22 protein-coding genes and 1 pseudogene are annotated in these 25,920 nt (G+C 64.2%); 12 read left to right on the top strand and 11 right to left on the bottom strand.

Going from position 1 to position 25,920, the window contains the following annotated elements; all coding sequences use genetic code 11:
- Positions 1-21 precede the first annotated feature (21 nt).
- Entirely contained in the window at positions 22-4,809 is a 4,788-nt protein-coding gene (locus tag LB555_RS10810) for an NAD-glutamate dehydrogenase (RefSeq protein ID WP_224682863.1), read from the bottom strand.
- A gap of 138 nt (positions 4,810-4,947) precedes the next feature.
- Between LB555_RS10810 and LB555_RS10805 the strand changes: the two genes are divergently transcribed.
- Both LB555_RS10805 and LB555_RS10800 read left to right on the top strand, forming a co-directional pair.
- Positions 4,948-5,511, top strand: coding sequence for a peroxidase-related enzyme (locus tag LB555_RS10805; RefSeq protein ID WP_224682862.1), 564 nt, complete (start codon positions 4,948-4,950; stop codon positions 5,509-5,511).
- A 141-nt stretch (positions 5,512-5,652) separates the two neighbouring features.
- The gene (locus LB555_RS10800; protein WP_015315139.1) at positions 5,653-7,473 is read left to right on the top strand and encodes an aromatic amino acid ammonia-lyase; all 1,821 of its coding nucleotides are present in this window, start codon (positions 5,653-5,655) and stop codon (positions 7,471-7,473) included.
- Between the two features lie 2 nt (positions 7,474-7,475).
- Here LB555_RS10800 and LB555_RS10795 read toward each other — a convergent pair.
- A pseudogene (locus tag LB555_RS10795) lies at positions 7,476-8,087 on the bottom strand (LysE family translocator).
- A 439-nt stretch (positions 8,088-8,526) separates the two neighbouring features.
- Here LB555_RS10795 and LB555_RS10790 point away from each other — a divergent pair.
- The gene (locus tag LB555_RS10790; RefSeq protein ID WP_015315137.1) at positions 8,527-9,153 is read left to right on the top strand and encodes a DUF1062 domain-containing protein; all 627 of its coding nucleotides are present in this window, start codon (positions 8,527-8,529) and stop codon (positions 9,151-9,153) included.
- A gap of 57 nt (positions 9,154-9,210) precedes the next feature.
- On the opposite strand, the gene typA is transcribed toward LB555_RS10790, so the two are convergent.
- Entirely contained in the window at positions 9,211-11,040 is a 1,830-nt protein-coding gene (gene typA, locus LB555_RS10785) for a translational GTPase TypA (protein ID WP_015315136.1), read from the bottom strand.
- 198 nt (positions 11,041-11,238) lie between these two features.
- Here typA and LB555_RS10780 point away from each other — a divergent pair, with 198 nt between their 5' ends.
- A complete protein-coding gene (locus LB555_RS10780; protein WP_041163296.1) occupies positions 11,239-11,520 on the top strand; it encodes a hypothetical protein in 282 nt (93 codons plus the stop codon).
- A 192-nt stretch (positions 11,521-11,712) separates the two neighbouring features.
- Here the strand turns inward: LB555_RS10780 and LB555_RS10775 are convergent, their stop codons facing one another.
- On the bottom strand, positions 11,713-12,996 hold the full coding sequence (locus LB555_RS10775) for an MFS transporter (RefSeq protein ID WP_015315135.1): 1,284 nt from the start codon (positions 12,994-12,996) through the stop codon (positions 11,713-11,715).
- Positions 12,997-13,070: 74 nt separating this feature from the next.
- On the opposite strand from LB555_RS10775, the gene LB555_RS10770 reads away from it, so the two are divergent.
- Both LB555_RS10770 and LB555_RS10765 read left to right on the top strand, forming a co-directional pair.
- Positions 13,071-13,688 (top strand): TetR/AcrR family transcriptional regulator, encoded by a 618-nt coding sequence (locus LB555_RS10770; RefSeq protein ID WP_015315134.1) that lies wholly within the window; start codon positions 13,071-13,073, stop codon positions 13,686-13,688.
- A gap of 44 nt (positions 13,689-13,732) precedes the next feature.
- The gene (locus LB555_RS10765; protein ID WP_015315133.1) at positions 13,733-14,326 is read left to right on the top strand and encodes a hypothetical protein; all 594 of its coding nucleotides are present in this window, start codon (positions 13,733-13,735) and stop codon (positions 14,324-14,326) included.
- Positions 14,327-14,335: 9 nt separating this feature from the next.
- On the opposite strand, the gene ppa is transcribed toward LB555_RS10765, so the two are convergent.
- From ppa to LB555_RS10735, 6 genes are all read right to left on the bottom strand, one after another.
- Positions 14,336-14,869, bottom strand: a complete 534-nt coding sequence (gene ppa, locus LB555_RS10760; RefSeq protein ID WP_015315132.1) for an inorganic diphosphatase — start codon at positions 14,867-14,869, stop codon at positions 14,336-14,338.
- Between the two features lie 190 nt (positions 14,870-15,059).
- A complete protein-coding gene (locus LB555_RS10755) occupies positions 15,060-15,566 on the bottom strand; it encodes a GNAT family N-acetyltransferase (protein ID WP_015315131.1) in 507 nt (168 codons plus the stop codon).
- A 244-nt stretch (positions 15,567-15,810) separates the two neighbouring features.
- Positions 15,811-16,449: a TPM domain-containing protein gene (locus LB555_RS10750; protein WP_015315130.1), complete on the bottom strand. Its 639-nt coding sequence runs from the start codon at positions 16,447-16,449 to the stop codon at positions 15,811-15,813.
- Positions 16,450-16,458: 9 nt separating this feature from the next.
- The gene (locus LB555_RS10745; RefSeq protein ID WP_015315129.1) at positions 16,459-17,349 is read right to left on the bottom strand and encodes a TPM domain-containing protein; all 891 of its coding nucleotides are present in this window, start codon (positions 17,347-17,349) and stop codon (positions 16,459-16,461) included.
- Between the two features lie 4 nt (positions 17,350-17,353).
- Positions 17,354-18,187, bottom strand: a complete 834-nt coding sequence (locus LB555_RS10740) for a TPM domain-containing protein (RefSeq protein WP_411908826.1) — start codon at positions 18,185-18,187, stop codon at positions 17,354-17,356.
- Between the two features lie 77 nt (positions 18,188-18,264).
- Positions 18,265-18,903, bottom strand: a complete 639-nt coding sequence (locus tag LB555_RS10735) for a LemA family protein (protein WP_015315127.1) — start codon at positions 18,901-18,903, stop codon at positions 18,265-18,267.
- A gap of 163 nt (positions 18,904-19,066) precedes the next feature.
- Here LB555_RS10735 and LB555_RS10730 point away from each other — a divergent pair, with 163 nt between their 5' ends.
- The 6 genes from LB555_RS10730 to LB555_RS10705 all read left to right on the top strand — a co-directional run bounded on the left by LB555_RS10730 (position 19,067) and on the right by LB555_RS10705 (position 24,371).
- On the top strand, positions 19,067-19,318 hold the full coding sequence (locus LB555_RS10730) for a hypothetical protein (protein WP_015315126.1): 252 nt from the start codon (positions 19,067-19,069) through the stop codon (positions 19,316-19,318).
- A 12-nt stretch (positions 19,319-19,330) separates the two neighbouring features.
- Positions 19,331-20,215 (top strand): pyridoxal kinase PdxY, encoded by an 885-nt coding sequence (pdxY, locus tag LB555_RS10725; protein ID WP_015315125.1) that lies wholly within the window; start codon positions 19,331-19,333, stop codon positions 20,213-20,215.
- The gene (locus LB555_RS10720) at positions 20,212-21,003 is read left to right on the top strand and encodes a DUF429 domain-containing protein (RefSeq protein ID WP_224682861.1); all 792 of its coding nucleotides are present in this window, start codon (positions 20,212-20,214) and stop codon (positions 21,001-21,003) included. The genes pdxY and LB555_RS10720 overlap by 4 nt, the downstream gene beginning before the upstream one ends.
- Positions 21,004-21,150: 147 nt before the next feature.
- Positions 21,151-21,795, top strand: a complete 645-nt coding sequence (locus LB555_RS10715; RefSeq protein ID WP_015315123.1) for a carbonic anhydrase — start codon at positions 21,151-21,153, stop codon at positions 21,793-21,795.
- The gene (locus tag LB555_RS10710; protein ID WP_015315122.1) at positions 21,792-22,226 is read left to right on the top strand and encodes a hypothetical protein; all 435 of its coding nucleotides are present in this window, start codon (positions 21,792-21,794) and stop codon (positions 22,224-22,226) included. The genes LB555_RS10715 and LB555_RS10710 overlap by 4 nt, the downstream gene beginning before the upstream one ends.
- A 90-nt stretch (positions 22,227-22,316) precedes the next feature.
- The gene (locus LB555_RS10705) at positions 22,317-24,371 is read left to right on the top strand and encodes a M3 family metallopeptidase (protein ID WP_224682860.1); all 2,055 of its coding nucleotides are present in this window, start codon (positions 22,317-22,319) and stop codon (positions 24,369-24,371) included.
- Positions 24,372-24,405: 34 nt separating this feature from the next.
- Here LB555_RS10705 and LB555_RS10700 read toward each other — a convergent pair whose 3' ends face one another.
- Positions 24,406-25,890, bottom strand: a complete 1,485-nt coding sequence (locus LB555_RS10700; RefSeq protein WP_224682859.1) for a M81 family metallopeptidase — start codon at positions 25,888-25,890, stop codon at positions 24,406-24,408.
- Between the last annotated feature and the right edge of the window lie 30 nt (positions 25,891-25,920).

Below are 25,920 nucleotides of genomic sequence, written 5' to 3'. Positions count from 1 at the left end.
TGCAAACGGACAACCGCTGGCTCACATGCCCGTCAGATCGCTCATCAGCCCCGACGCAACCGACAGCCGCGACACGGTGATGTCGCCGCCCTCCGTCAACGCCTGCAGCCGTTCGCGGATGCGCGCCACCCGCTCGCCACCAGCTTCGAGCCAGGCCGCCACCGGATCGGCCGCCTCGGCATGGCCGGTAAGCGCGGCGATAGCGATGCCGCGCCGCGCCGCGCCGATCGTATCGGTGGCGCGGGACAGAGCGAGCTGGTCATAATAGTCCGATGGCGTGATCGAGCGCGCCGCATCCTCGACGCGCGGGATGCGGAAGGCATCGCTGACGGCGAAGAACGCCTTGGCCGCCGCGACGATATCGGCGCCGGCGGTGCGGGCCGTCAGCGCGACGTCCGGGATGAGCTCCGCCGCCTCGCTCATCGCCAGCTGCTCGGCCAGCTTTTCCGGTGCGCCCGCCTTGAACAGCCCGTGCCGCTTCTCCTCGATCCGCTCGCGCGAAAAAGCCGGCAGCAGCGAAACGAGCTTGGGCTCCAGCGCCTTGCGCGCATCCTGCAGTTCGGCGATGCGCTGGCCGAGCGGTGCCGTGCCGGCATCGTTCTTCAGGTACCAGCCGCTGCTCATGTAGATAAGCCGGCTCACCATCTGATAGAGATCGAGTTGCACCTGGCCGTCGACCAGGTTGTCGAGCGCGTCGATCTCGCGATAGAGCGCGGGCAGCGCAAAGCCATCGCGCACCACGGCGAAGGTGCGCACTACATCTGCCGCGGTGCGCCCCGTCGCCTCCTGAAGCCGGTTGACGAAGGACGGCCCACCGCGATTGACCAGATCGTTGGCGACGACGCGCGCGATGATCTCGCGGCGCAGCCGGTGGCCATGGATCTCGGAAGCGTATTTCTTCGCCATCCGGTCCGGGAAATAACCCATCAGGTCGCGGTCGAAATGCGCATCGTCAGGCACGTCGCTGGCGACGATGTCGGAAAACAGCACGATCTTGGCATAGGCGAGCAGCACGCCGAGTTCGGCCCGGGTCAACGGCTCGCCGCGCGCCTCGCGCTCGGCAAGGGCTGCCGGCGACGGCAGTGTTTCCACGACACGATCGAGCAGGCCGCGTGCCTCCAGCGCCGTCATGAAGCGGCTCTGATGCGCGATGTCGGCGAGGCCGCGCTTGCGGGCGATCGAAAGCGCCAGCGTCTGCTGGTAGTTGTTGGACAGCACCAGCCCGCCGACCTCGTCGGTCATCTCGGCCAGCAGCTTGTTGCGCGCCGGCCGCGTCAGCGATCCCTTGCGCATTGCCGACGCCAGCGCGATCTTGATGTTGACCTCGACGTCGGAGCAGTTGACGCCGCCCGAATTGTCGATCGCGTCGGAGTTGCAGCGGCCGCCATTCATGCCGAACTCGATGCGCGCCCGCTGCGTCACACCCAGGTTGGCGCCCTCGCCGATCACCTTGGCGCGCACGTCGAGCGCCGTGATGCGGATGGCATCGTTGGCACGGTCGCCGACCTCGGCATTGGTCTCGGTCGATGCCCTGAGATACGTGCCGATGCCGCCGAACCACAAGAGGTCGACCGGCGCCTTGAGGATGGCGGTCATGATCTCGACCGGCGTGGCGGTCGTCTTGGCAAGTCCGATCGCCGCCGCCGCGGCAGCCGGCAAGGTGATCGATTTCTGGCTGCGCGAAACGATGACGCCGCCATCCGACAGCTTGGTCTTGTCATAGTCCTGCCAGCTCGAACGCGGCAGCGCGAACATGCGCTCGCGCTCTGCCATCGAGGCCGCCATGTCGGGATCGGGATCGATGAAGATGTCGCGATGGTCGAAAGCGGCGATCAGCCGCGTTTTCGGCGACAACAGCATGCCGTTGCCGAACACGTCGCCCGACATGTCGCCGACGCCCACGACAGAGAAGGGCGAGGTTTGGATGTCTCGGTTCATCTCGCGGAAATGCCGCTTGACCGCTTCCCAGGCGCCCTTGGCGGTAATGCCCATCTTCTTGTGGTCGTAGCCGGCCGAACCACCGCTGGCGAAGGCATCGTCGAGCCAGAAGCCGTGCTTTTCGGAGATGGCGTTGGCGGTGTCGGAGAAGGTTGCCGTGCCCTTGTCGGCGGCGACGACGAAATAAGGATCGTCCTGGTCGCGGCGCACGACACCTGCTGGTGGAATGACGCCGTCCAGGCCGATATTGTCCGTGATCGAGAGCAGGCTGGAAACGAAGTTCTTGTAAGCCGATGTGCCGGCCTCGAAGATCGCGTCGCGTCCGGCGCTCATCGGCAGTTTCTTGGGATAGAAGCCGCCCTTGGCGCCGACCGGCACGATGACGGCGTTCTTGACCTGTTGCGCCTTGACCAGGCCGAGCACCTCGGTGCGATAGTCCTGGGCGCGGTCGGACCAGCGCAAGCCGCCGCGCGCCACCGGGCCGAAGCGCAGGTGCAGGCCTTCGACCTCCGAGCCGTAGACGAAAATTTCGCGCCATGGCCGCGGCGCCGGCAATCCCTCGACCGCCTGCGACTCGAGCTTGATCGCCAGCGACTGGCCTTTTTCTTTCGTATCGGCAACGAAATGATTGGTGCGCAGCGAGGCTTCGATCAAATTGAGGTAGCGGCGGATGATGGTGTCGTCATCAATGTTGGGCACATCCTCCAGCGCATCCTTGATCTTGGCCTTGAGGTGCTTTGCCGCCACCACGCCTTCGGTTTCGGCCGTCGGGCCGAGCCGGGCGATGAACAGCGCGTGCAGGCCGCGCGCGATCTCGGGATAGCGGTTGAGTGCGGCGGCGATGAAATCCTGGCTCTGCGGGATGCCGACCTGCTGCAGGTAACGGCCATAGGCACGCAGGATGGTGATCTCGCCCGACCACAGGCCGGCGGTCTGGGCGAGGCCGTTATAGCCGTCATTGTCGACGTCGCCCCGCCACACCGACAGGAAAGCGTCCTCGAACAGCGCGCCGCCGTCGGCGAGGTCGATCGGCTTGCCGTAGCTGTTCTCCAGTTCCATGTCGTGGATGAAGACCAGGCCCGACTGGTCGTCGCCGACTTCGAAAGTCCGCTCGCTGATGACGCGGAAGCCGATGTTCTCTAGCACCGGAACGCGCCGCGACAGTGCCACTGGGCTGCCATGGTGATAGATCTTCAGCGCCGCCTGGTGCGGCTTCTGCTCGGCATGGCGGTAATAATCGATGGCGATCGGATTGCCGGCGCTGATCTTGGCGATTCGTCCGGCATCGGCCAGCGCCACGCCAGCGCTGAACGTATCCCGGTAGCTCTCTGGCAGCCGCGCGGCGATGGCTTTCAACGCCGGGTCGCTGCCGCTGGCTTCGGCCGCATCGGCAAGCGCATCTTCCCAGGTGCGCACGATGTCGCGAATCGCCGCCTCGATCGTCGCCTGCTCGACCTTCGGCGTCTTGCCGCCGGAGCGGCCGATGATGAAGTGCACGCGCGCCAGCCCGCCTTCCGGGAAAGCCGGGTAATAGGCCGACAGCCGGCCCTCGAACGCGGTTTTCAGATAGGTGCCGATCTTCTCGCGCACGACGCTGTCGTAGCGGTCGCGCGGCACGAAGACGAGGATCGAGACGAAACGGTCGAACTGGTCGGCGCGCACCAGCGCCCGCACGCGCGGCCGCTCGACCAGGCCCAGAATGGCAGCGGCATGCTTGCGCAAGATCGGCACCGGAACCTGGAACAGCTCGTCGCGCGGATAGCTTTCCAGCACGTTGATCAGCGCCTTGCCGGAGTGGTCGTGGCGGTCGAACCCCGACTTGGCGATGATGGTTTCGGCCTTGGACCTGAGATACGGGATCTTCATCACCGAGCGCGTGTATGCGGTCGAGGTGAACAGGCCGACGATGCGCAGTTCGCCCGCCAACGCACCTTTGGCGCTGTAGGTCTTGACGCCGATGTAATCGAGATAGATGCGCCGGTGCACCAGCGACTTGGCATTGGCCTTGGTGACGATCAGCGGCTCCGGTCCGTGCAGGAAAGCGCGGATTTCCGGCGTCGTCGTCACCGCCTCGGTGCCGCGTCTCAGCACCAGCACGTCCGGGTCGGTCAGGATGCCGAGGCCGGGTTTTTCGGCCCGCTCCAGATTGCCGCTTTCCTCGCCGCCGGTGTACTTGAATTCACGCATGCCAAGGAAAGTGAAATTGTCGTCGCGCAGCCACTCCAGGAAGGCGATCGCCTCGGCGACGCTCTTCTTGTCGAGCGGCACCGCCGAATAGCGGAATTCGGAGATGGCCTGATCGAGCCGGGCTAGCATCGGCCGCCAGTCGTTGACGGCGGCATGGACCTGGCCGAGCATCTTGCGCAGCCGCTCGGCCAGGCCATTTGCTTGTTCGGGCGCCAGCCGGGGAATATGGACATGGATCACGCTGAGCCGGTCGTGGCTGCCGTCATCCCTGGCGAAATTGCCATCGCCGAGGATTTCGTCGACACCCGTCTTGCCATGGCGGACCGTAATCACCGGATGGGTGACCAGGGTCGGTTCGCCGGCGGTTTCTGTAACCTCGCCGAGGATGGAATCGAACAGGAATGGCATGTTGTCGTTGACCACCGTGATGACGGTCACCGGACGGCCTTCGCGAACCACGCCCGAATCGGCGTCGACGGCGACGACGCACTCACCCTTTTTGTGGGCGGCGACCGCCTGGCCGGCGAGATCGGCGGCACGCTCGAGGTCGGCCACGTCATAGGCGGCGATATCCTCCGCCGGCGCGCGGGCGAGCAGGTAATCGGCGAGCCTGGCCGGTCTGTCATCGGCCTTTGCCGCAGGTGCCTTCTTCTTCGACTTAGCTGCGGATTTTACGCTGGCCATGACGCTTCTTCCCTCCCGTCGCATGCTTTTGCGACTATGGTAGCAGATGACCGCTGTTTGGCGACAAAGGTTTGACGGCTTGCCAAGAATTCTCGGAATTCGGCGGCAAGGCTTCGCATGACGAGGAGAAATGACACGATGACCGGCAAAATCACCGCGCTAGACCTGGCCGCCGGAGAGCTGAGCGAGCCGACAAAAGCCTATTTCGCCAAATGCGAGGAAAAGCTCGGCCTCGTCCCCAACGTGCTCAAGGCCTATGCCTTCGACGACAAGAAGCTGTGCGCCTTCACCGACATGTACAATGATTTGATGCTGGGCGAGTCCGGCCTGTCGAAGCTGGAACGCGAGATGATCGCGGTCGCCGTCTCCTCCATCAACCACTGCTACTACTGCTTGACCGCGCATGGCGCGGCGGTGCGCCAGCTCTCGGGCGATCCCCTGCTTGGTGAGATGATGGTGATGAATTTCCGCGCCGCCGACCTTTCGCCGAAGCAAACGGCAATGCTCGAATTCGCCGTCAAGCTGACCGAGGAGCCGGCCAGGATCGTCGAGGCCGACCGCGCCGCCCTGCGCCAGGCAGGCTTCAGCGATCGCGACATCTGGGATATCGCCTCGACCGCGGCCTTCTTCAACATGTCGAACCGTGTCGCGGCCGCGATCGACATGCGGCCGAACGACGAATACCACGCCATGGCGCGATAGGGCCACGCGCGTTCCACCATCGGTCCTGCTTCGCATCAAGCGTTGACAGGCGAATGCCGCCGGCTAGTTTTCCGGGAAACAAAATTTCCGAGGGGTGAACTTGATGCCCGAGGCCAACGCTTCGTGAATGGGAGTCCCCCTATGCTTGATGCAATTGCCAAACCCGGGATTTTTCTCCGCGCCCTGACCATGACGCTGGCGCTTGCCGCTCCACCCGCCCACGCCTTCGAGGCGGTGACAGCCTACCAGCCCATTTTCGAGACAGCCGCGGCCAAGACGATAACGCTGACTGGCCATGACCTGACCGTCGAACAGGTCATCGACATCGCCCGCAACGGCGCCAAGGTCGAGCTCAGTCCCGAGGCGCTGCAACGTTCGGCGGACGCTTATGGCCTGCTGCTCGAAGGTGCTGCCGAAGGTGTCACCATCTACTGGTTCAACCGTGGCGCCGGCGACCAGCGCGAGACGGTGATCTTCTCGGGCGATCCGACGACGCCGGAAAACAGTAAGCTGCTCAAGGATCAGCAGCTCGCCCGCTTCAAGGGCGGCGTCAACAGAGGCTACGGGCCGGAGCTGCAGGAAGAAGCGCTGGTACGCGCCATCATGGCGATCCGCGCCAACACCATGTCCTACGAGGCTGCCAGCCCGCAGCTGACGCATATGCTGGTCGACATGCTGAACAAGCGGGTGACGCCGGTCGTGCAATCGCGCGGCACGCTCGGCGAAGGCGACCTCGCGACGCTCGGCAATATCGGCGCGGCCATGGTCGGCGAAGGCGAAGCCTATCTCGATGGCGTCCGCATGCCGGCCACACAGGCCCTTTCGCAGGCCGGTCTGAAGCCTCTCGAGCCTTTCGCCGCAGACCAGGCCGCGCTGATCAGCACCAACGCCTACGCACAGGCACAGGCCGTGCTTTTGCTGGAGGACGCGCGAAAACTGCTGGAGTGGACCGACCTCAGCTACGCCATGGGGCTGAACGGCATGAATTCCAGCGTGACGCCGATTTCGGCACCCGTGCAATCCATGCGGCCTTACCCGTGGCTGACATGGGATGCCGCGCGGGTCATGGACATGATCAAGGGCAGCTATCTCTTCGACGAGGATCAGGCCCGCATCATCCAGGATCCGGAAAGCATGCGCGCCTCCAGCCAGCGCCAGGGCTCGGCCTGGCAGGCCTGGGCGGATCTGCGCCAATCCGTGCTGCTCTCCATCAATTCGTCGGATCACAATCCGGCCGTGCTGCCGGGCCTGACGCCGCAGAGTTCGCCGGAGCTGAGCACGCCGCAATTCATGAAATATTACATCAAGGGCGGGCCGCTGAGCGGCGGCAAGTCCGGCTACATCTTCTCCAACGCCAACTGGGATCCCTATCCCATGGCCAATCAGGTCGAGGCTTTCACCATCTCTCTCACCAATCTCGGTGTCGCGGTGGCGCAGCGCATCGAGCGCTTCCGCAATCCCTTCTTCACCGTGATCAAGCCGACCGATGCGCTGAAGCCCGACGAGCGCAAGGACATCCCGACCTTCGACGGCTATCTGCCGACCGATCTCTGGCAGGAACTGGCCGACCTCGGCACGCCGGTGACGCCGAATGGCCAGGCGATCGTCGCCACCGTCGAGGACCTGGAAGGGCAGACCCGCATCAAGACGCAACGCGCCCGCGAGGCGGTCGACATATCCTTCCATCTCTTGGCGCAGGACCTGTTGACGGCAAGCTATTGGATGGAAATCCGCAAGGCGCAGAACCCGCAGCGGAAATTCGGCGAGGCGCCAACCGCGGCGCTCGAGGCGCTGCGCCAGGTGATCCCCTGGCACCAGGCGGCATCGGAACGGCAAAAGCGGCCGCTCGGCATGGTCGCCTACGATTTCATGCAGGAGAACCCGGCCTCGAAATTCTATTCCGGCGGACCGCAGGCGCCGAAGGCGGCCGCCATGCCTGCGGCCGGCGTCTTGCCCAGATAGCCTTACCGCGCCGCGATGGCCGCCGCCGCACCGGCCATCGTCGTGGCGCTGACGCGGTTGGCGATCTTCATGGCGCGCTTGCTCCTGAGGAGCTTGCGCGCCTGCGAGGCGGCGAGCACCTAGGCGAGATCGATGGCGATCAGCACCACCGCCATGGTCGCCGTCAGTTCGACCCAGCCGACGAGACTGACCGAAGCGAGGTCGATGATGGTCGGCAACAGCGCCAGGTAAAACATCATGATCTTGGGATTGCCGAGCGTGACGGCCATGCCGGCGAAAAAAAGCTTGCCGGCCGAATCCTCACGCGGCATCTCGCCCTCCTTGGCGTCGACAGGCGCCGTCCACATCTTCCAGGCGAGATAGGCCAGGTAGAGAACGCCGATCCATTTCACAACGACGAAAGCGAGATGGAAGGTCTGCGCCACCACGGCCAGCCCAAACACCGCCAGCGACAGCCAGATGCCTTCGCCAATCCACATGGCAAGCAGGAACGGAAACACATCGCGAAACCCCTTCGAGATAACGCGCGCGACAAGCGCCGCGATCGATGGGCCAGGCGAACCGGCGGCCACGAACAAGGCGGCGGCGAAAATCAGCAGCGAGGCGAGGTGCATGGCGAGGGTCTCCGCGTCAGGGCTTCATCAATCACAATAACCCGACAGCTGCGTCTCTGGCAAAGGCAAGACAATATGAGCCATGGGCGCTGACCCCCTCAGCGTGACTTGCGGAGCCCCTTGCAGCCCCAGCGTCACGCCGCTAGAAGGGCCGCCGCGAAACAATTTCGAGCTTCACTTTGCCCCAGTAACCACCGGTCTCGTCAACTCCCCCGACACACCTGCATGGCGCCGCATCAGCGGTGCCTGTTTGTTTTTTTGATGTGTTCCTCTGGGCGGCGGTTCGAGACCGGTTTGGCACTGCTGAACCGCTGTCGCTCGGCTTACCGCCAGCGACACCTGACGTCACAATCTCCGCAGCCGCCCGCCACGCCGCGCCCGCATGGGCATCTCGATAGCGCCGACCGGATGAACTTCCCAACGGGAAGGACTTACCGGCATGTCATCGGCCCTGCGCGTCCACTGGACGATCGCGCCTGAAATCGCACCACGACCCCTGATCAACTGCAATCGCTGTGGCTTCGTGAAAGCCTACCGCTGCAGCGAGAAATTCCGCGTCAACGCCAACGGCAAGCGCATCGACGCGTGGCTGATCTATCGCTGCGTCGACTGCGACAATTCCTGGAATTTCGGCATTTTCGAGCGCTGCAACCGGCGCGATATCGCGCCGGCACTGCTGGCGGCGCTCGAAAGCAATGATCCGGCACTGGTCCGGAGCCATGCCTTCGACATCGTCGCCCTGCGCAACCAGGTGGGACGCGTCGAAGAGTTCCCCGACGCCGTCGTGCGCAAGCAGGTGATCGGCGGGATTAAGCAAGGCGCGACGGTGCTGGATCTCCGGCTTGGTCTGGAAATACCGGTATCGTTGAGGCTCGACCGGCTGCTTGCCAACGAACTCGGCATCTCGCGGTCGCGCCTTCACGCACTGGACGAGCGGAGGCTGCTGACCATCGAGCCGGATGGAGCAAAGGCCCTGCGCAAACCGGTCCGAGAGGGAGCGACAATCCGCATCGATCTCGCCAGCGAGCCCGACCGGCGGACCATCATCTCGGCCGCTGGTGGATGAACGAAAGAGGGCGGAGAACAAGTGCTCCGCCCTCTCAAACTCTCGGAAAGGGAAACTTTACGCCGCGCCGACCGCCTTCGACGACTTCTCGAAACGCTTGCGCTCGTTCGGGTCGAGATAGAGTTTGCGCAGGCGAATGGTCTTCGGCGTCACCTCGACCAGTTCGTCGTCCTGGATCCAGGCCAGCGCGCGCTCCAGCGTCATGCGGATCGGCGGGGTGAGCTTGACCGCCTCGTCCTTGCCGGCGGCGCGGATGTTGGTCAGCTTCTTGCCCTTCAGCACGTTCACTTCGAGATCGTTGTCCCGGCTGTGGATGCCGATGATCATGCCCTGATAGACCTTGACGCCGGGATCGATGACCATCGGACCGCGATCTTCAAGGTTCCACATGGCGTAAGCCACCGATTCGCCCTGTTCGTTGGAGATCAGCACGCCGTTGGTGCGACCAGGCAACTCGCCCTTGTAGGGCTCGTAGGCATGGAACAGACGGTTCATCACGGCGGTGCCGCGCGTATCGGTCAACAGTTCCGACTGGTAGCCGATCAGGCCGCGCGTCGGCGCGTGGAAGACGATGCGCTGGCGGTTGCCGCCCGAGGGACGCAGCTCGACCATTTCGGCCTTGCGTTCCGACATCTTCTGCACAACGACACCGGCATGCTCCTCGTCGACGTCGATGACGACTTCCTCGACCGGCTCCAGCAATTCGCCATTCTCGCCCTTCTGCATGACGACGCGCGGACGCGAGACGGCGATCTCGAAACCTTCGCGGCGCATGGTCTCGATCAGGACGGCGAGCTGCAATTCGCCGCGGCCGGAAACGAAGAACGAATCCTTGTCGGGCGATTCTTCAATTTTCAGCGCGACATTGCCTTCGGCCTCGCGCAGCAGACGGTCACGGATGACGCGACTGGTCACCTTGTCGCCTTCGGTGCCAGCCAACGGGCTGTCGTTGACGAGGAAGGACATGGTCACGGTCGGCGGATCGATCGGCTGTGCATGCAGCGCCTCGGTCACCGCCAGGTCGCAGAACGTGTCGGCGACGGTGCCCTTGGACAGGCCGGCGATGGCGACGATGTCACCCGCCTGCGCTTCTTCGATCGGCTGACGCTCAAGGCCGCGGAAAGCGAGAATCTTTGAAATGCGGCCGGTCTCGATCTGGGTGCCGTCATTGTGCAGCACCTTGACCGCCTGGTTAGACTTCAGCGTGCCGCTCTCGATGCGGCCGGTGATGATGCGGCCGAGGAACGGGTTTGCTTCCAGGATGGTGCCGATCATGCGGAACGGGCCGGGATGAACGGTCGGCGCCGGCACATGCTTGATGACGAGGTCGAACAGCGGTGCAAGCTGCTGGTCCTTCGGGCCTTCCGGATTTTCCGACACCCAGCCGTCGCGGCCGGAACCATAGAGGATCGGGAAGTCGAGCTGCTCGTCGGTGGCGTCGAGCGCGGCGAACAGGTCGAACACCTCGTTGACCACCTCGACATGGCGCGCGTCCGGCCGGTCGATCTTGTTGATGACGACGATCGGTCTCAAGCCGACCTTGAGCGCCTTGCCGACGACGAACTTGGTCTGCGGCATCGGGCCTTCGGCGGCGTCGACCAGCACGATGGCCGAATCCACCATCGACAGGATGCGCTCGACCTCACCACCGAAATCGGCGTGGCCGGGCGTGTCGACGATGTTGATGCGCGTGTCCTTCCAGTCGACCGAGGTCGCCTTGGCCAGGATGGTGATGCCGCGTTCCTTTTCGAGATCGTTGGAATCCATGGCGCGCTCGGCGACGCGCTGGTTGTCGCGGAAGGAGCCGGACTGTTTCAAAAGCTGGTCGACCAGGGTGGTCTTTCCATGGTCGACGTGCGCGATGATCGCGATATTACGGAGGTTCATGATTCTGGTCTCGGAAGCGTTGCAGGCAGCAGGCCAAAGGCGCTGCCTCTTTCGGTTGCGCGGCTCATACAGGGTTTTTCGCAGTTGCGAAAGGGGACGCGCGATACCAAATACTCATCAAATCTTAAGCATCTGCGTGTGAAATGATTTTGTTAACCAAGGCGGGAACCTTTTCAGGGCCCGGACAGTTCGAACGTCATGACCGATAGACTCAACCGATTTTGGCCGCTTATCGCTTCCGCCGCCTTTGCGATGCTGCTGGCGGCCAACGCCGCGCAGTCGGCCGCGACGCTGAAGGAAACGCGGCCGGCCATGCCGGCCGATGCGCCTTCCGCGCAGCAGGCCTTTGCCGACGCGCCCGACGGCGTCGACCCCGTGGTGACCGGGCCGGTCAGTGCCGCCTTCAAGCAGAGACAGGCGAGCGCCAACTGCGACGCGGCGGTCTGGCCCAACATTCCAATGGTCTGCTACCCCGACTGATCGTTCGCGCCCGTTCTTACACGCCGAGGTGTGTTGAGATTCAGGTCAGGCCGGGCCGAAAATAGTGGTTTTCGAGATCCGAGCGGAGCGTACATTTTGTACGTGAGCTCAGTTCTACTGCGACGCAGTAGAACTGAGAAGCGCAGGAATCCGCCGTTTGCAGGCCGGCCTCACCTGAATTATCGACGCGCCTCAAGCCGCCTGCGGTTCGGGATCGAAGGCCGGCCGGCTGGTGTTGATCAGGAGCGAAATACAAGCCGCCGCGATCGCCGTCATGCCGGCAATCAGGAACGCCAGTTCGTAGTTGCCCTGCAGTTCGCGCATGGTGCCGCCGAAGGCAGCGGCGGCGGCGGCACCCACCTGATGGCCGGCCACGATCCAGCCGAACACGATCGGCCCGCTGCGGTCGCCGAAGGCCTCGTTGGCGAGCCTTAAAGTCGGCGGCACGGTGGCGATCCAGTCGAGACCATAGAGCACCGCGAAGATGATCAGGCTGGTTGCCGAGAAGCCGGAATAGGGCAAATAGATCAGCGACAGGCCACGAATGGCATAGTAGACGCCGAGCAGCTTGCGCGGGTCGTAGCGGTCGGTGAGCCAGCCGGACAGCGTGGTGCCGATCAGGTCGAAAATGCCCATCATAGACAACAGGCCGGCGGCCTGCACCTCGCCGATGCCCATGTCGCCGCAGAAGGCGATCAAATGCGTGCCGACCAGCCCGTTGGTGGTGAAGCCACAGACGAAGAAAGTGGCGAACAGGTACCAGAAAACCCGCGTGCCGGCGGCGCGGCGCAGCGTGCTGAGCGTATGCGCCAGGAAATTGCCTTGTGATGCGGGCGAAGTCGGCGGCACATCATCCGCCTGGGCCCCATAACGCACCATGCCGATCGAGGCCGGGCGCTCCGGCACCAGCAACCAGACCAGAGGGATCAACGCCGCGGTGGCGATCGCGACAGCGATGACGACAGGCTGCCAGCCGCCTGACTGGGCGAGCGAGGCGATGAGCGGCAGGAAAATCAGCATGCCGGTGGCGCTGGAGGCCGACATCAGCCCCATGACAAGACCGCGATTGGTCTTGAACCAGCGGTTGACGATGGTGGCGCCAAGGACGCTGGCGACAGCGCCGGATCCGATGCCGGAAAAAACGCCCCAGGTGATGAACAGATGCCATGGCTTGGTCATCAGCAGGCTGAGCGTGGTCGAAGCCGACATCACCACCAGCGACGCCAGCAGCGTGCGGCGCAGCCCGATGCGCTCCATGAGCGCGGCGGCGAACGGACCGGTCAGCCCATAGAGCAGGATGCCGACGCCCGCGGCCAGCGAAATGACGTCGCGCCGCCAGCCGAAGCTGTTTTCGAGCGGCAGCATCATGACGGAAGGCGCCGAGCGCAGGCCGGCCGCGATCAGCAGGCAGAGGAAGATGACGCCCACCACCACGAAAGCGTAGCGCTGGCCAAAGGGACGGGATTGAGCTATCATGTTACTGACCGGTACGTTGCAAGATGGGAGCATGTATACGTACCGATCGGTAACATTGTCAATCGAGTCCCATGATGCCAAGCGACAAAAATATTGAACTGACCATCAGCGACGGCCATGCGTCGGCGCCACCGAAGGCCGCCAAGAAGATCCTCGACGTGGCCTATGACCTATTCTACCGGCGCGGTATCCGGGCGATCGGCGTCGACGAAATCGTCAAGCGTGCCGGCGTCACCAAGCCAAGCCTCTATCGCAGCTTTCCCTCCAAGGACGAGCTGGCCGCCTCCTACCTCAGGCAATACGATCTTGAATATTGGGAGCGTTTCGACGAGGCCGTCGCCGCCAACCCCGGCGACCCGCGCGCTCAGATCAAGGCTTTCCTGACCCGTATCGGCAAGCGAACGCAAGTGGCGGACTATCGCGGCTGCGGCATGACCAATGCGGCGGTCGAATATCCCGACCACAGCCATCCGGCTCGCGTCGTCAGCGAGGCCAACAAGCAGGAATTGCGCCGCCGCCTGCGCGCCATGGCGGCTGCGATGGGCGCGCAAGACCCCGACACGCTGGGCGACGGGTTGCTGCTGCTTATCGAAGGCGCCTATATCAGCGGCCAACTGTTCGGCCTCGGCGGCCCCGCGCAGTCGGTTGCCCGCAACGCCGACCTGCTGATCGAAGCCAGCTTGAAGAAATAGCGATTGGCGATACGCTGGGAAGACCTCCAACTGAGATCTCCGCCATGCGCAGCCTATTGATCCCGCTCACCTTGGCCGGCCTTTGCCAGGCGGCACAGGCCGGCGACATTTCCAGCACCTACACCGACCTCGACTGGAAGAAGGACTGCGTGACCTATGCGCAGGCCGAGCAGGGCGACGGCGACTGGGCCGACCTCGCCTGCTCCGGCTATCGCGGCTATCCCGTGCTGGTCGGATATGACGACGCCCGCGAATCGCTGTTCTATGGTTTTCCGCCCGGCGGCGACATGACGTCCACCTGGGAAAGTTTTTCCGCCTTGAATTCGTCCGGAGCCAAGGTCGAGTGGCGCGTCGAAACCAATGGCGACAAAGCCGTGCCGTTCGCGGTCATCCACCGCCGCTCGATCAGCAATGGCGAGGACGAGACCAAGAAGACCGAGGTGCTGCTCGTCGCCAAGGTCGCCCAGATGGACGCCCGGGACGGCTGCACCGTCGGCCTGGTGTTGGCCACCGGCAACCCCGCCGCCAACGACCAGGCGCGCAAGATCGCCGACGAGAAGGCGAAAGGCTTCGCCTGCGGCAAGGACAAGCGCGTGGTGATTGGCGACGTGCCGGCTTTCGGCCGGGTCGATAACTGACCGCTCGAGCTACTTGCTCGCCTTCGCCCGGTCGATCGCGTCCATGATCATCCTCTTGGCGTATTTGGAATCATGCCAGCCCTCGATCTTGACCCATTTGCCGGGTTCCAGATCCTTGTAGTGCTCGAAGAAGTGCTGCACCTGCTGGCGCGTGATGTCGGGCAGCTGCGTGTATTCGGTGACGTTCTCGTAGCGCAGTGTCAGCTTCGGTGACGGCACCGCGATGATCTTTTCATCCTGGCCGGCATTGTCTTCCATGATCAGCACGCCGATCGGCCGCACGTTGATCACGCAGCCCGGCACCAAGGCGCGCGTGTTGCAGATCAGCACGTCAATCGGGTCGCCGTCGCCCGACAGCGTGTGCGGCACGAAACCGTAATTGCCGGGGTAGCGCATCGAGGTGTGCAGGAAGCGGTCGACGAACAGCGTGCCGGCCTCCTTGTCCATCTCGTACTTGATCGGCTCGCCGCCGATCGGCACCTCGATGATGACATTGACGTCCTCAGGCGGATTCTTTCCGGTGGCTATAGCTTCGATGCGCATGTCTTTTGTCCCTCTCTCGGTCGGCAGGAGATAGCGGGCGGCGCAAAATGGTGCAATGCGGCGAATGGTGCTTACAGGCGTCCGGCGAGACGCGATGGCGGTCGACCCGTTCAATCATCGGCACAAGATGTTTCAAGGTCGTGATGTGCGTGAGCCCGGGACCACACCTTCCGCGATTATCCCCAGGCGGTCACTCCCAGACGAAGGCGACCTTCTTCAGCGCCTTCTGCTCGAAAATCTCGACCCCTTCGGCGATGTCGCGGCCGCCGGCCCCGGCATAGAAGGCAAGTGCGTTCTGATTGTCTTCCAGCGCCCACACCACCATGCCTTTCAGCCCATGGTCGGCGAGACGTGCCCTGGCCGCCGAAAACAGCCGCCTGCCGAGCCCGATGCCCTGATATTCCGGGCGCAGGTACAATTCGTAGATCTCGCCCTGCTGCTTGAGTTCCTTGGCGCGGTTCTTGCCGATCGTCGCGTAGCCGGCGATCGTGCCGCCGATCTCGACGACCAGGACGGTGGCGGCGCGGCGGATAGCGTTGGCCCACCAGTCGCTTCCGCGACGGTTGATCATAGATGTCAGCGTGCGGTGCGGAATGATTCCGCTATACGCGCCGCGCCAAGCCTCGAGGTGCACTTCGGCGATGGCGCCGGCATCGCGCGGGTCTGCCTTCCGAATGTCGATCGTCAGCGTATTCATGATTTGTTAACCATAAACCCGCATCGCCCGATTGCAAGAGTCCCGGCGGCCGATGGTCCGCTTTCGCACAGACGATCATGACACTGCCGACATTGGCCAAAGCCTGCCTGAAAACGCGCTCAGCCGAGGCGGATGGCGCGGCTTTCGAGTACCGAAACCCAGCGGACTTTTAGGTCCGTGGGCATCGGAAGCGCACAAAGCCGCGTCAGGCGTCCGGCTGAGTAGCGTTTGCAGGTAGGGCTTTTCAGATTTCGACCAGATGGTCGTCGAGCTCGTTGGTATCGCCCGAAGTAACCGGAAAATGCTCGGCCAGCACGGCCCCGACCCCCTCGATCGCCTTGACGAAACCGTCGGCAAGCCGATCGTGGCCGGCATGCGCGGTCAGATCGCGCACCACGCCGTCCCAGACATGCTGGCCGACCTTGGCGTCGATGCCCGAATCGGCGACCACTTCTGCGTAGCGCTCGGCGATCGAGACGAAGATCAGCACGCCGGTGCGCGCCGTGGTGCGGTGGACGTTGCGGGCGAGGAACTGCTTGACCGCATTGGCGTGCGCAGCCTGATAGCGCAGCCGACGCGGCACCATATGGATGCGCAGGCCGGGCAGCGTCCACAACAGGGCCAGCACGCAGGCCATGGCCAGCAACTGAGCGATGACGAAATGTGGCAGGCGGATGGTGAGCCACCAGGCCTCCAGCCCATACGCGACCGCGAGGCTGACGACCAGCATGCCGAGGGTCGCCATCAAGGCTGCGGGAGCTAAGTAGCCATCGCTGGCATGCGCCACGACGCAGTAGATCTCGCCGTCGGTTTGCGCTTCGGCGGCGCGGATCGCAGCGGCGATGCGCTCATGATCCTGCGGGCTGATCGGTCGTGTCGCCATGATCTTGTCTCACCAGCTTCCTGAAGAACCGCCACCGCCGGACGAGCCGCCGCCACCGGAAAACCCGCCGCCATTGCTTGACCCCGACGACCAGCCACTGCCGGAACCACCCGAGGACCAGCCGCCGCCCGACGACCTTGTCGTCCAGCCGCTGGTTCCGGATGATCCGCCCGCACCCTGGCCATAACGAAACGTCATACCCAGCCATCGATACACGCCCGGCGACAGCTTTGTGCCGAACATCGGCGGCAGGAAGGCCATTGCCAGGCCACCGAAGAACATCGTCGCCCACAGGATCAGGAACACCGCGACGACCGGATCCATGGGGGTGCTGCTGTCGGCGGGATTGCGCCGGCCGCGCGCCTCCAAGTCCTCCGGATTGCCGTTCAGCACCATGATCATGTCGTCGACGGCCTTGGAGATGCCGCCGGAGAAATCGCCGGCGCGGAAGGCCGGCACCATGTCGTTCTCGATGATCAACTTGGTGTGCAGGTCGGTCAGCGTGCCTTCCAGTCCATAGCCGACTTCGATGCGCATCTTGCGGTCGTTTGGCGCGACCATAAGCAGGACACCGTTATTCTCCTTGGCCTGGCCGAGCTTCCAGAAGCGGAACAGCCGGTTGGCGTAGGGCTCGATCTCCTCGCCGCCGAGGCTGGGAATGGTGGCGACGACGATCTGGTCGGAGCCCTTGGTTTCGAAGTCCGCCAGCTTCTGCGTCAGCGCGGCACGTGTGCCGGCATCGATGATGCCGGCATTGTCGACCACGCGGCCGGTGAGAGCCGGAAGGTCGGCGGCCACGGCGGCGATCGAGGCAAGCAGCAGAGACGCCAGGATGATTAAGGCCAGGCGCAGCCGCGAAGCGCATTGGCCGGGCATTGAAGGGACGGCAGCTCTGGCCATGGCCTTACCAGCCTCCCGAGGAGCCGCCGCCGCCGGACGAACCGCCGCCGCCCGAAAAACCGCCACCGGAGGACCCTCCGCCGGAGGACCAACCGCCGCCGCCGGACGACCAGCCGCCGGACGATGATCGCCGGTGCGGCTCGAAGGTCATGCCGAGCCAGCGATAGCGTCCGGGCCCGAGTTTCTGGCCGAAGATCGGCGGCAGGACCGAGGCCGCGATGCTGCCGAAGAAAATGATCGCCCAGATGCCGATAAAAATGGCGAAGAACAGGTCGTCGGAATTGAATGGTGCCTGCTCGTTGCGCTTGCCGCGCGCTTCCAGTTCTTCCGGATTGCCCTCCAGCACCATGATCATGTCGTCGACGGCCTTGGAGATGCCGCCCGGGAAATCGCCGGCGCGGAAGGCCGGCACCATGTCGTTCTCGATGATCAGCTTGGTGTGCAGGTCGGTCAGCGTGCCTTCCAACCCGTACCCGACCTCGATGCGCATCTTGCGGTCGTTTGGCGCGACCAAAAGCAGGACGCCGTTGTTCTCCTTGGCCTGGCCGAGCTTCCAGAAGCGGAACAGCCGGTTGGCGTAGGGCTCGATCTCCTCGCCGCCGAGGCTGGGAATGGTGGCGACGACGATCTGGTCCGAGCCCTTGGTCTCGAAGTCGGCGAGTTTTTGGGTCAGCGCCGCACGTGTGCCGGCATCGATGATGCCGGCATTGTCGACGACGCGGCCGGTCAGCGCCGGAAGATCGGCGGCGAAGGCGGCGAACGGGAGGAAGAGGATGCCGGCAAGAAGGCCAAGAAAGGAAAGGTGGGCGTTCCGTAGCGCCCCCCTTGAGGAGGAGATGTCCGGCAGGACAGAGGGGAGTGTTTGCACGCCGGCGGTCCGTCTTTTCGGGAATTCGTTCCGAGGACAGTCGCCGTTCACCCGCCCTGCTTCGTGCCGAAATCGACCTTCGGCGGCTGCATCTTGTCTTCGTCGACGGTGAAGTTGGCGAAGGGCTCGTTGCCGCGGAACCAGAATGTCGCCCACAGTACCGACGGGAAGGTCTTCAGCGTCAAATTGTAGTCCCTGACCGCCTGGATGTAGTCGCGCCGCGCCACCGCGATGCGGTTCTCCGTGCCTTCGAGCTGCGCCTGCAGCGCCAGGAAATTCTGGTTGGCCTTGAGGTCGGGATAGGCTTCCGACACCGCGATCAGCCGCGACAGCGCGCTGGTCAGCCCGGCCTGGGCATCCTGAAACTTCTTGAGGGCTTCCGGATCCTTCAGCGTTTCGGGCGTCACCGTGATCTGCGTCGCCTTGGCGCGCGCTTGGACGACGGCGTCGAGCGTGTCCTTTTCATGCGAGGCATAGCCCTTGACCGTCTCGACCAGATTGGGAATGAGGTCGGCGCGGCGCTGATACTGGTTCAACACCTCGCTCCATGCCGCCCTGGCGTTTTCTTCCGCCGTCGGGATCGTGTTGTAGCCGCAGCCGGCAAGCAGCGGCAGCACGATTGCCATCATCAGGAAGGCGGGCAACGTGCGAAATGTCGATGGTCGAGCAAGGCGCTGGGCAAGCATGAAGGGATCCCTCGATAGAAGTTGCATCCGAAGCATTACCACAATCGGCGCGCAAGAAAACGGCCTCGGCCTCTGAAGCAGGCTCGGCATGAATTGTGCCCGCGCAAGGCCCTGTGATTGGCCCGGTGAACGCGATAAGGTTCGATCAGAACGGGATATCATCATGGCGAAACGCCAGGACAGCGACAGCGAATCGCGCCGTATCCTCCAGCGCGTCGCGCAGGAGACCGATCCGGCCGGCAATTCTTTCGTGGCACGGACGACGAAAGGCATGCGCGACCACGTCTCCGCGGCCGATGCCGATCGCACGGATCCGATCGAAGTCTGGGGCACCCGTGTTGGCAGGATACTCGGCCTGCTTCTGGCGCTGGGCCTGATGGTCTGGCTCGTGCTTTTCCTCACCCGGGGCAGCTAGGAATAAAAAACAATGAGCGCCGAAAAAGCCGACGCGCCGCGCGCGGTCATCGTCATATCCAGCCATGTCGCCCGCGGCTCCGTCGGCAACCGCGCGGCCGTCTTCGCGCTGGAGACACTGGGCTTTCCGGTCTGGGCCGTACCTACGGTCACCCTGCCCTGGCATCCCGGCCATGGCCGCGCGACCCGCATCGTGCCGCCGCTCGACCAGTTCAAGGCGCTGATGGCCGATCTGGAGCGCGCGCCGTGGCTGGGCGAGGTCGGGGCCGTGCTGTCGGGCTATCTCGGCGAGGCCGGCCAGGCCGAGGCGGTCGCCTCGCTGGTCGCCGCCGTCAAGGCGAGGACGCCCGATGCCGTCTATATCTGCGATCCGGTGATGGGTGATTCCGGCGGCCTCTACGTGCCCGAGCCCACCGCCGCCGCCATGCGCGACCGGCTGATGCCGATCGCCGACATCGCCACCCCCAACCGCTATGAGCTGGAATGGATGGCCGGCGCGCCGCTGCCCGATCTGAAATCGGTGATCTCGGCCGCACTCCACGCCGGACCATCGACCATGCTGGTCACCTCGGCACCGTCGATGATGTCAGGCGGCACCGGCAATCTGCTGCTCGACGGCACCCAGGCGCTGCTGGCCGAACACCGCCTGATCGACAAGCCGCCGAACGGCCTTGGCGACTTGACGGCAGCGGTCTACCTGGCGCGCATCCTGTCCGGCCAGCCGGCGATCAAGGCGCTGCAGTCGACGACGGCGGCGGTCTACGAAATCCTGGCGCGCACCGCAAAACGCGGCGGCGACGAGTTGCAGCTCGAAACCGACGCGCAGAGCCTGTCGCACCCGATGGCCATGGTCCAGCTTCGCCACCTCACGCATCCGGGGCGGGATCGCCGGGCGTGACCCCGGCCAAGGTCGTGCTCGTCGGCGCCGATGGCTGCAAGGCCGGCTGGATCGCCGTGCGGAGCGAACCCGGTTCGACACGTCGTGACCCAGATACGGCGCCTTCGGTCGATGTCTTCCCTTCGTTCGTCGCCCTGCTGGCGGCGATCCCCGATGACGCGATCGTCGCCGTCGACATGCCGATCGGTCTACCGGAATTTTCGCAAAAGGGCGGACGCGGGCCGGAAGCGCTGGTGCGGCCGCTGCTTGGCGCTCGCCAGTCCAGCGTCTTCTCGATTCCGTCCCGTGCCGCGCTCTATGCCGACACCAGCGGCTTCACCACGATCGAAGCCTGGTACGCGGCGCATATCAGGGCAAGCGAAGCGGCCAAGGCCACATCCAACCCGCCGCGCGGCGTTTCCATCCAGGCCTTCGGCATCTTTTCGAAAATCCGCGAGATCGACACATTGCTGATCGCGCGGCCCGAACTGCGCGGCCGCATCTTCGAATCGCATCCGGAAGTCGCCTTCTGTCGCCTGAACGGCGATCAGGCCATGCGGTTGCCGAAGAAGATCAAGGGCAGCGTCAATCTGGCCGGCATGGCGGAGCGCAAGGCGCTGCTTTGCCGGCACGGCTATGACATGGATTTCCTCGACCAGCTGCCGCCACGTGGTGCGGCCGCCGACGATTTCCTCGATGCGGCGGCCATGATGCTGATCGCCGGCCGCATCGCCAGCGGCGACGCGAAGCCGTTTCCCGACCCGCCTCGCGCTGACGGTTTTGGCATACCGGTCGCCATTTGGGCGTGACAATGTCGGCGGGCGTCCCGCTCTGGCGCATGGCATTTATAGCTAGCCCCTACAATTCTGCATTGCTCGTAACGGGTTTTTGCCGTTAGAGGCTTTCCTCGACCGCAACGAGCTGCCGCCTCCAACCCGGAAAGGCCTTAGCCGCCCATGCCTCATCTTCCCGAACACCTCCTCGCCGGCTACCGCAATTTCATGAACGGCCGCTACCTCACCGAGAGCGGCCGCTATCGCGAGCTCGCCCGCGAAGGCCAGGCGCCCGAGACCATGATCGTCGCCTGTTGCGACTCGCGATCCGCGCCCGAGGCGATCTTCGACGCCGGCCCCGGCGAACTCTTCGTGCTGCGCAATGTCGGCAATCTGGTGCCGCCTTACGAGCCGGACGGCGAGTTCCATTCGACCTCGGCCGCGCTCGAATTCGCGGTGCAGAGCCTCAAGGTCAAGAATATCGTGGTCATGGGCCACGGCCGCTGCGGCGGCATCCGGGCCGCGCTCGACACCAACTCCGCGCCGCTCTCTCCCGGCGACTTCATCGGCAAGTGGATGAGCCTGATCGCGCCGGCCGCCGAGACGGTGTCGGCCAGCACCTTCATGACGGCGACGGAACGCCAGACGGCCCTGGAGCGCATCTCGATCCGCTACTCCCTCGCCAATCTCAGGACCTTTCCCTGCGTCTCGATCCTCGAGGGCAAGGGTCGGCTGTCGCTGCACGGAGCCTGGTTCGACATTTCGACCGGCGAGCTCTGGGTGATGAACAAGGACACCGGCGATTTCGAGCGGCCGGTGCTGGAATGAACGGTACGGCGCGGCAGGCGATGAGCGTCCGGCCGGTCGTTTTCACGGCGGCCGCGCTGATGATGGCGATCGTTGCCGCTCGCGCCGATGACCACGCCATCATAAGCCGCTGGTATTCGGCGCTGCTGGTCGCCGATCGCACCGAGCTGGCGGACCTGCTCGCCGACGACGTCCGCATCAAGCTCGACGACCTCGGCGTTGTCCAGAGCAAGCAGGAATTCATCGCCTCGCTCGACGAATGGAAAGGCGCGGTTGCGGGAGCCGCGATCCGCCACCGCATCGAGAAGACCGAAGGCGGGGTCACCACCGTGATCGCCTGCTACGACTTCCCCGACAATGATATGTTGATGCAGGAGACCTTCGCGGTGAGCGACAACCGCATCACCGCCAGTTCGCAGGCGGCAATCGCTGAAAACTGCGAGGGCTACTGAGGCGGAGCGGCCAACTGGCATATTGCGGGCCCGCGGACCGCGCCCTACATCGGTGACACCCTCCTTCCTGACGCCAGCGAAAGACCCTCCATGCCCTCTCCGAAAGCCGTCGATCTCGCCGCCCATCCGTTGACCGCGTGGCGAGGGCCGCTCGGCCTGCCCGATTTCGCCCATATTGGCGACGGTGATTTTTCTCCCGTTTTCGACGCCGCGCTGAAGGCGCATGAGGCCGAGATCGACGCGATATCAGGCAACAAGGATGCGCCGAGCATCGAGAACACGCTTGCCGCACTTGAGCTCGGCGGCGAGGCGCTGGATCATGTCTCATCGATCTTCTGGTGCCGCGCCGGCGCTCACACCAACGAAACCATCCAGGCCCTGGAGCGTGACATTTCGCCGAAGATGTCGCGGCACTTCTCGGCCATCTCGATGAACGAGAAGCTGTTTGCCCGCATCGACGATCTCTACCAGCGCCGCGAGAGCCTTGACCTCGATCCCGAGACGCTGCGCGTCCTGGAGAAGACCTGGAAAGGCTTCGTCCGTTCCGGCGCCAAGCTCGACGCCGACGGCAAGACGCGGCTGGCCAAAATCAACGAGGAGCTGTCGTCGCTCGGCACGACTTTCGGTCAGAACGTGCTGGCCGACGAGCGCGACTGGGCGCTGTTCCTCGACGAGGCCGATCTCATCGGCCTGCCGGATTTCGTGAAAAGCTCGATGGCCGAAGCCGCCGAGATGCGCGGCCAGAAGGGCCGCTACGCCGTCACCCTGTCGCGCTCGATCTATGAGCCGTTCACGACCTTCTCCGAACGCCGCGACCTGCGCGAGATCGCCTATCGCGCCTTTACCATGCGCGGCCAGAACGGCGGTGCGTCCGACAACACGTCCGTGGTGCGCGACATGCTGAAGCTGCGCGCCGAAAAGGCGAAGCTGCTCGGCTACGCCTCCTTCGCCGCGCTGAAGCTCGACGACACCATGGCCAAGACACCGAAGGCGGTGCACGCGCTGCTCGACCCGGTTTGGGAAAAGGCATTGGAAAAAGCCGCCGACGACCAGAAGGAGCTGGAGCGTCTGGCTGCCGAGGCCGGCAGCAACGAAAAATTCGCCGCCTGGGACTGGCGCTTCTACCAGGAGAAGCTGCGCGCCGAGAAGTTCGCTTTCGACGAGGCGGAGCTGAAACCCTATCTGCAGCTCGACCGCGTCATTGACGCCTGCTTCGACGTCGCGACACGGTTGTTCGGCGTCACGTTCGAGGAGAAGAAAGGCATCGCCGCCTGGCATCCGGACGCGCGCGTCTTCGTGGTCAAAAATGCCGACGGCAGTGAGCGCGGCCTGTTCCTCGCCGACTATTTCGCGCGGCCGTCAAAACGCTCCGGCGCCTGGATGAGCGCGCTGAAGTCCGGTTACAAGCTTGGCCATGGCTCGAAGCCGGTGATCTACAACATCATGAACTTCGCCAAGCCGCCAGCGGGCGAACCGGCTTTGCTGTCGGTCGACGAAGCGAAGACCTTGTTCCACGAATTCGGCCATGCGCTGCATGGCATGCTGACCGACGTCACCTGGCCGTCGGTGTCAGGCACCTCGGTCAGCCGCGACTTTGTCGAACTGCCCTCGCAGCTCTACGAGCACTGGCTGACGGTGCCGGCGGTTCTGGAAAAGCACGCGCTGCATGTCAAGACCGGCAAGCCGATGCCGAAGGCGCTGCTCGACAAGATGCTGGCCACGCGCACCTTCGGCGCCGGCTTCGCCACCGTCGAGTTCACCGCCTCTGCCTTGATGGACATGGCCTACCATGCACGGCCCGACGCGCCGGAAGAGCCGCTTCGTTTCGAGGCCGAAACGCTTGCGACGCTGCATATGCCGGATACGATCGCCATGCGCCATCGCACCCCGCATTTTGGCCATGTCTTCGCCGGCGAGGGCTATTCGGCCGGCTACTATTCCTACATGTGGTCGGAGGTGCTGGACGCCGATGCTTTCGCCGCCTTCGAGGAAACCGGAGACCCCTTCAACCCGGCGCTGGCCGAGCGGCTGAGGAAGAACATCTACGCCGCCGGCGGCTCGAAGGATCCGGAAGAGCTCTACACGGCGTTTCGCGGCAAAATGCCGTCGCCGGAAGCGATGATGGTCAAGCGCGGATTGGTGTAGGCAATCGCCGAAGTCGGCGCCGACGTTAACCTCGTTATCCTTGGCTGCCGACCCAAGGATCCTTTACCCTTGGCCACACCGGCCGCGTCAGCTTCGTGTAATTCGTCGCCGCCGGATTGCTGGGATAGGAACTCGGCGCCGCGACATAGATGATCTCGGCGGCGATCGGCTCGAAGCCGGCGTAGAAATGGTTTGTCGACTTGATCAGCAATATGTCTTTCGACAGCGGATCGACGCCGATGTTGGAGAAGACATCCGGCTCGAAGGTCTGGGTGCGATTGGTGTTCAGGATCACATCGACTTCCGTGCCCTCGATGCGCACCACCGCTGATGGCCCCAATGTCACCCGGCTCGGGCCAAAACTCTGCCAGCCTTCGGCAACCGCTTTCAGTACCTTGACGCGTGCATCGATCGGTTCGCCCGCCTGCGGGCCGGCCTTGCCGCCGAAACGCAGGTCGATGACGGCACCCTCGCCGGCCGCCTGGCAGAAAGTCACCGCGATCGGATCCCAGATCGTCGCCACGCCGAACTTGTCCAGGCCCCGCGCCAGCATCTGGCGCAGCACGAAGGTGCCGTCGCCGGGAACGCCGCCGCCGGGATTGTCCCAGATATCGGCAATGACCACCGGCTTGCCCGGTCTTTCCTTGCGCACGGCCAGCGCCCGATCGATGCCGTCGGCCGTACTCAGCATCGTCATCGCGGTCGTTTCGCGCATGGCATAGAGCTCGCGTCCAAGCCGCTCCGCCAGCGCATCGCCCTTGGCCTTGTCATTGTCGGTAACGACAAGGATGCGCGTGCCCATTTCGGGCACGTCGGCGGCCATGAAGCCGTGGATGACCGAGACCGACAGCACGCCGTCCTTGCCGTGCAGCGCCTTGATGCGGTCGACGAAGGAGCGCATCGGCTCGCGGCTGGTCGGCAGCACCTGGATCATGCGGCAATCGAAGGTTGAGATGACCGGCTTGATCTCGCCGCGCGCCGCGGCCAGGCCAAGCTCGACCACATGCTCGCCGCGCTCGTAGAAATCGGTGTGCGGGAATTCGAGGAAATAGGCCATGATGTCGGACGCCGCCACGCGCTTCGGCGTCAGATGGCTGTGCGGATCGAACTCGCAGGCAATCACCACGCTTGGCCCGACAATGCCACGCACGCGCTCCAGCAGGTCGCCCTCGCAGTCGTCATAGCCTTGCGCCACCATGGCACCGTGCAGGCCCAGAATGACGGCATCGACCGGCAAGGCGCCCTTGAGCTGGCCGAGGATTTCGTCGCGGAGCGCCTCATAGGTCTGCCGCTGCACGAGGCCGCCGGGCTCGGCCCAGGTGGCGGTGCCCTCGATCACGGTCAGGCCTTCGGCGGCCGCGCGGCGGCGCAGCGCCACGATCGGCGAGGAGCACAGGGTCGGCGTTTCCGGATGCTTGCCCGGCTCGGCATAGAACGCCATCTCGAAAGAGGCCCGGTCGGTTGGCACAGGGGAGAAGGTGTTGGTTTCCGTCGCCAGCGAGGCGGTGAAGATACGCATGAAAACTCCGTGGACTTCTTGTTTTCGCAA

Origin of the sequence: Mesorhizobium sp. BR-1-1-10, assembly GCF_020165595.1 — a bacterium.
Classification (GTDB): Bacteria; Pseudomonadota; Alphaproteobacteria; order Rhizobiales; family Rhizobiaceae; genus Mesorhizobium; species Mesorhizobium australicum.
Note: the sequence above shows the minus strand (reverse complement) of the source record. Positions and strands in the feature narration are given on the sequence as shown.

Bases quoted from the DNA above. Each gene is read 5' to 3' on its own strand.
- LB555_RS10810 (WP_224682863.1), bottom strand. From the start codon at position 4,809: ATGGCCAGCGTAAAATCCGCAGCTAAGTCGAAGAAGAAGGCACCTGCG.
- LB555_RS10805 (WP_224682862.1), top strand. From the start codon at position 4,948: ATGACCGGCAAAATCACCGCGCTAGACCTGGCCGCCGGAGAGCTGAGC.
- LB555_RS10800 (WP_015315139.1), top strand. From the start codon at position 5,653: ATGCTTGATGCAATTGCCAAACCCGGGATTTTTCTCCGCGCCCTGACC.
- LB555_RS10790 (WP_015315137.1), top strand. From the start codon at position 8,527: ATGTCATCGGCCCTGCGCGTCCACTGGACGATCGCGCCTGAAATCGCA.
- typA (WP_015315136.1), bottom strand. From the start codon at position 11,040: ATGAACCTCCGTAATATCGCGATCATCGCGCACGTCGACCATGGAAAG.
- LB555_RS10780 (WP_041163296.1), top strand. From the start codon at position 11,239: ATGACCGATAGACTCAACCGATTTTGGCCGCTTATCGCTTCCGCCGCC.
- LB555_RS10775 (WP_015315135.1), bottom strand. From the start codon at position 12,996: ATGATAGCTCAATCCCGTCCCTTTGGCCAGCGCTACGCTTTCGTGGTG.
- LB555_RS10770 (WP_015315134.1), top strand. From the start codon at position 13,071: ATGCCAAGCGACAAAAATATTGAACTGACCATCAGCGACGGCCATGCG.
- LB555_RS10765 (WP_015315133.1), top strand. From the start codon at position 13,733: ATGCGCAGCCTATTGATCCCGCTCACCTTGGCCGGCCTTTGCCAGGCG.
- ppa (WP_015315132.1), bottom strand. From the start codon at position 14,869: ATGCGCATCGAAGCTATAGCCACCGGAAAGAATCCGCCTGAGGACGTC.
- LB555_RS10755 (WP_015315131.1), bottom strand. From the start codon at position 15,566: ATGAATACGCTGACGATCGACATTCGGAAGGCAGACCCGCGCGATGCC.
- LB555_RS10750 (WP_015315130.1), bottom strand. From the start codon at position 16,449: ATGGCGACACGACCGATCAGCCCGCAGGATCATGAGCGCATCGCCGCT.
- LB555_RS10745 (WP_015315129.1), bottom strand. From the start codon at position 17,349: ATGGCCAGAGCTGCCGTCCCTTCAATGCCCGGCCAATGCGCTTCGCGG.
- LB555_RS10735 (WP_015315127.1), bottom strand. From the start codon at position 18,903: ATGCTTGCCCAGCGCCTTGCTCGACCATCGACATTTCGCACGTTGCCC.
- LB555_RS10730 (WP_015315126.1), top strand. From the start codon at position 19,067: ATGGCGAAACGCCAGGACAGCGACAGCGAATCGCGCCGTATCCTCCAG.
- pdxY (WP_015315125.1), top strand. From the start codon at position 19,331: ATGAGCGCCGAAAAAGCCGACGCGCCGCGCGCGGTCATCGTCATATCC.
- LB555_RS10715 (WP_015315123.1), top strand. From the start codon at position 21,151: ATGCCTCATCTTCCCGAACACCTCCTCGCCGGCTACCGCAATTTCATG.
- LB555_RS10710 (WP_015315122.1), top strand. From the start codon at position 21,792: ATGAACGGTACGGCGCGGCAGGCGATGAGCGTCCGGCCGGTCGTTTTC.
- LB555_RS10705 (WP_224682860.1), top strand. From the start codon at position 22,317: ATGCCCTCTCCGAAAGCCGTCGATCTCGCCGCCCATCCGTTGACCGCG.
- LB555_RS10700 (WP_224682859.1), bottom strand. From the start codon at position 25,890: ATGCGTATCTTCACCGCCTCGCTGGCGACGGAAACCAACACCTTCTCC.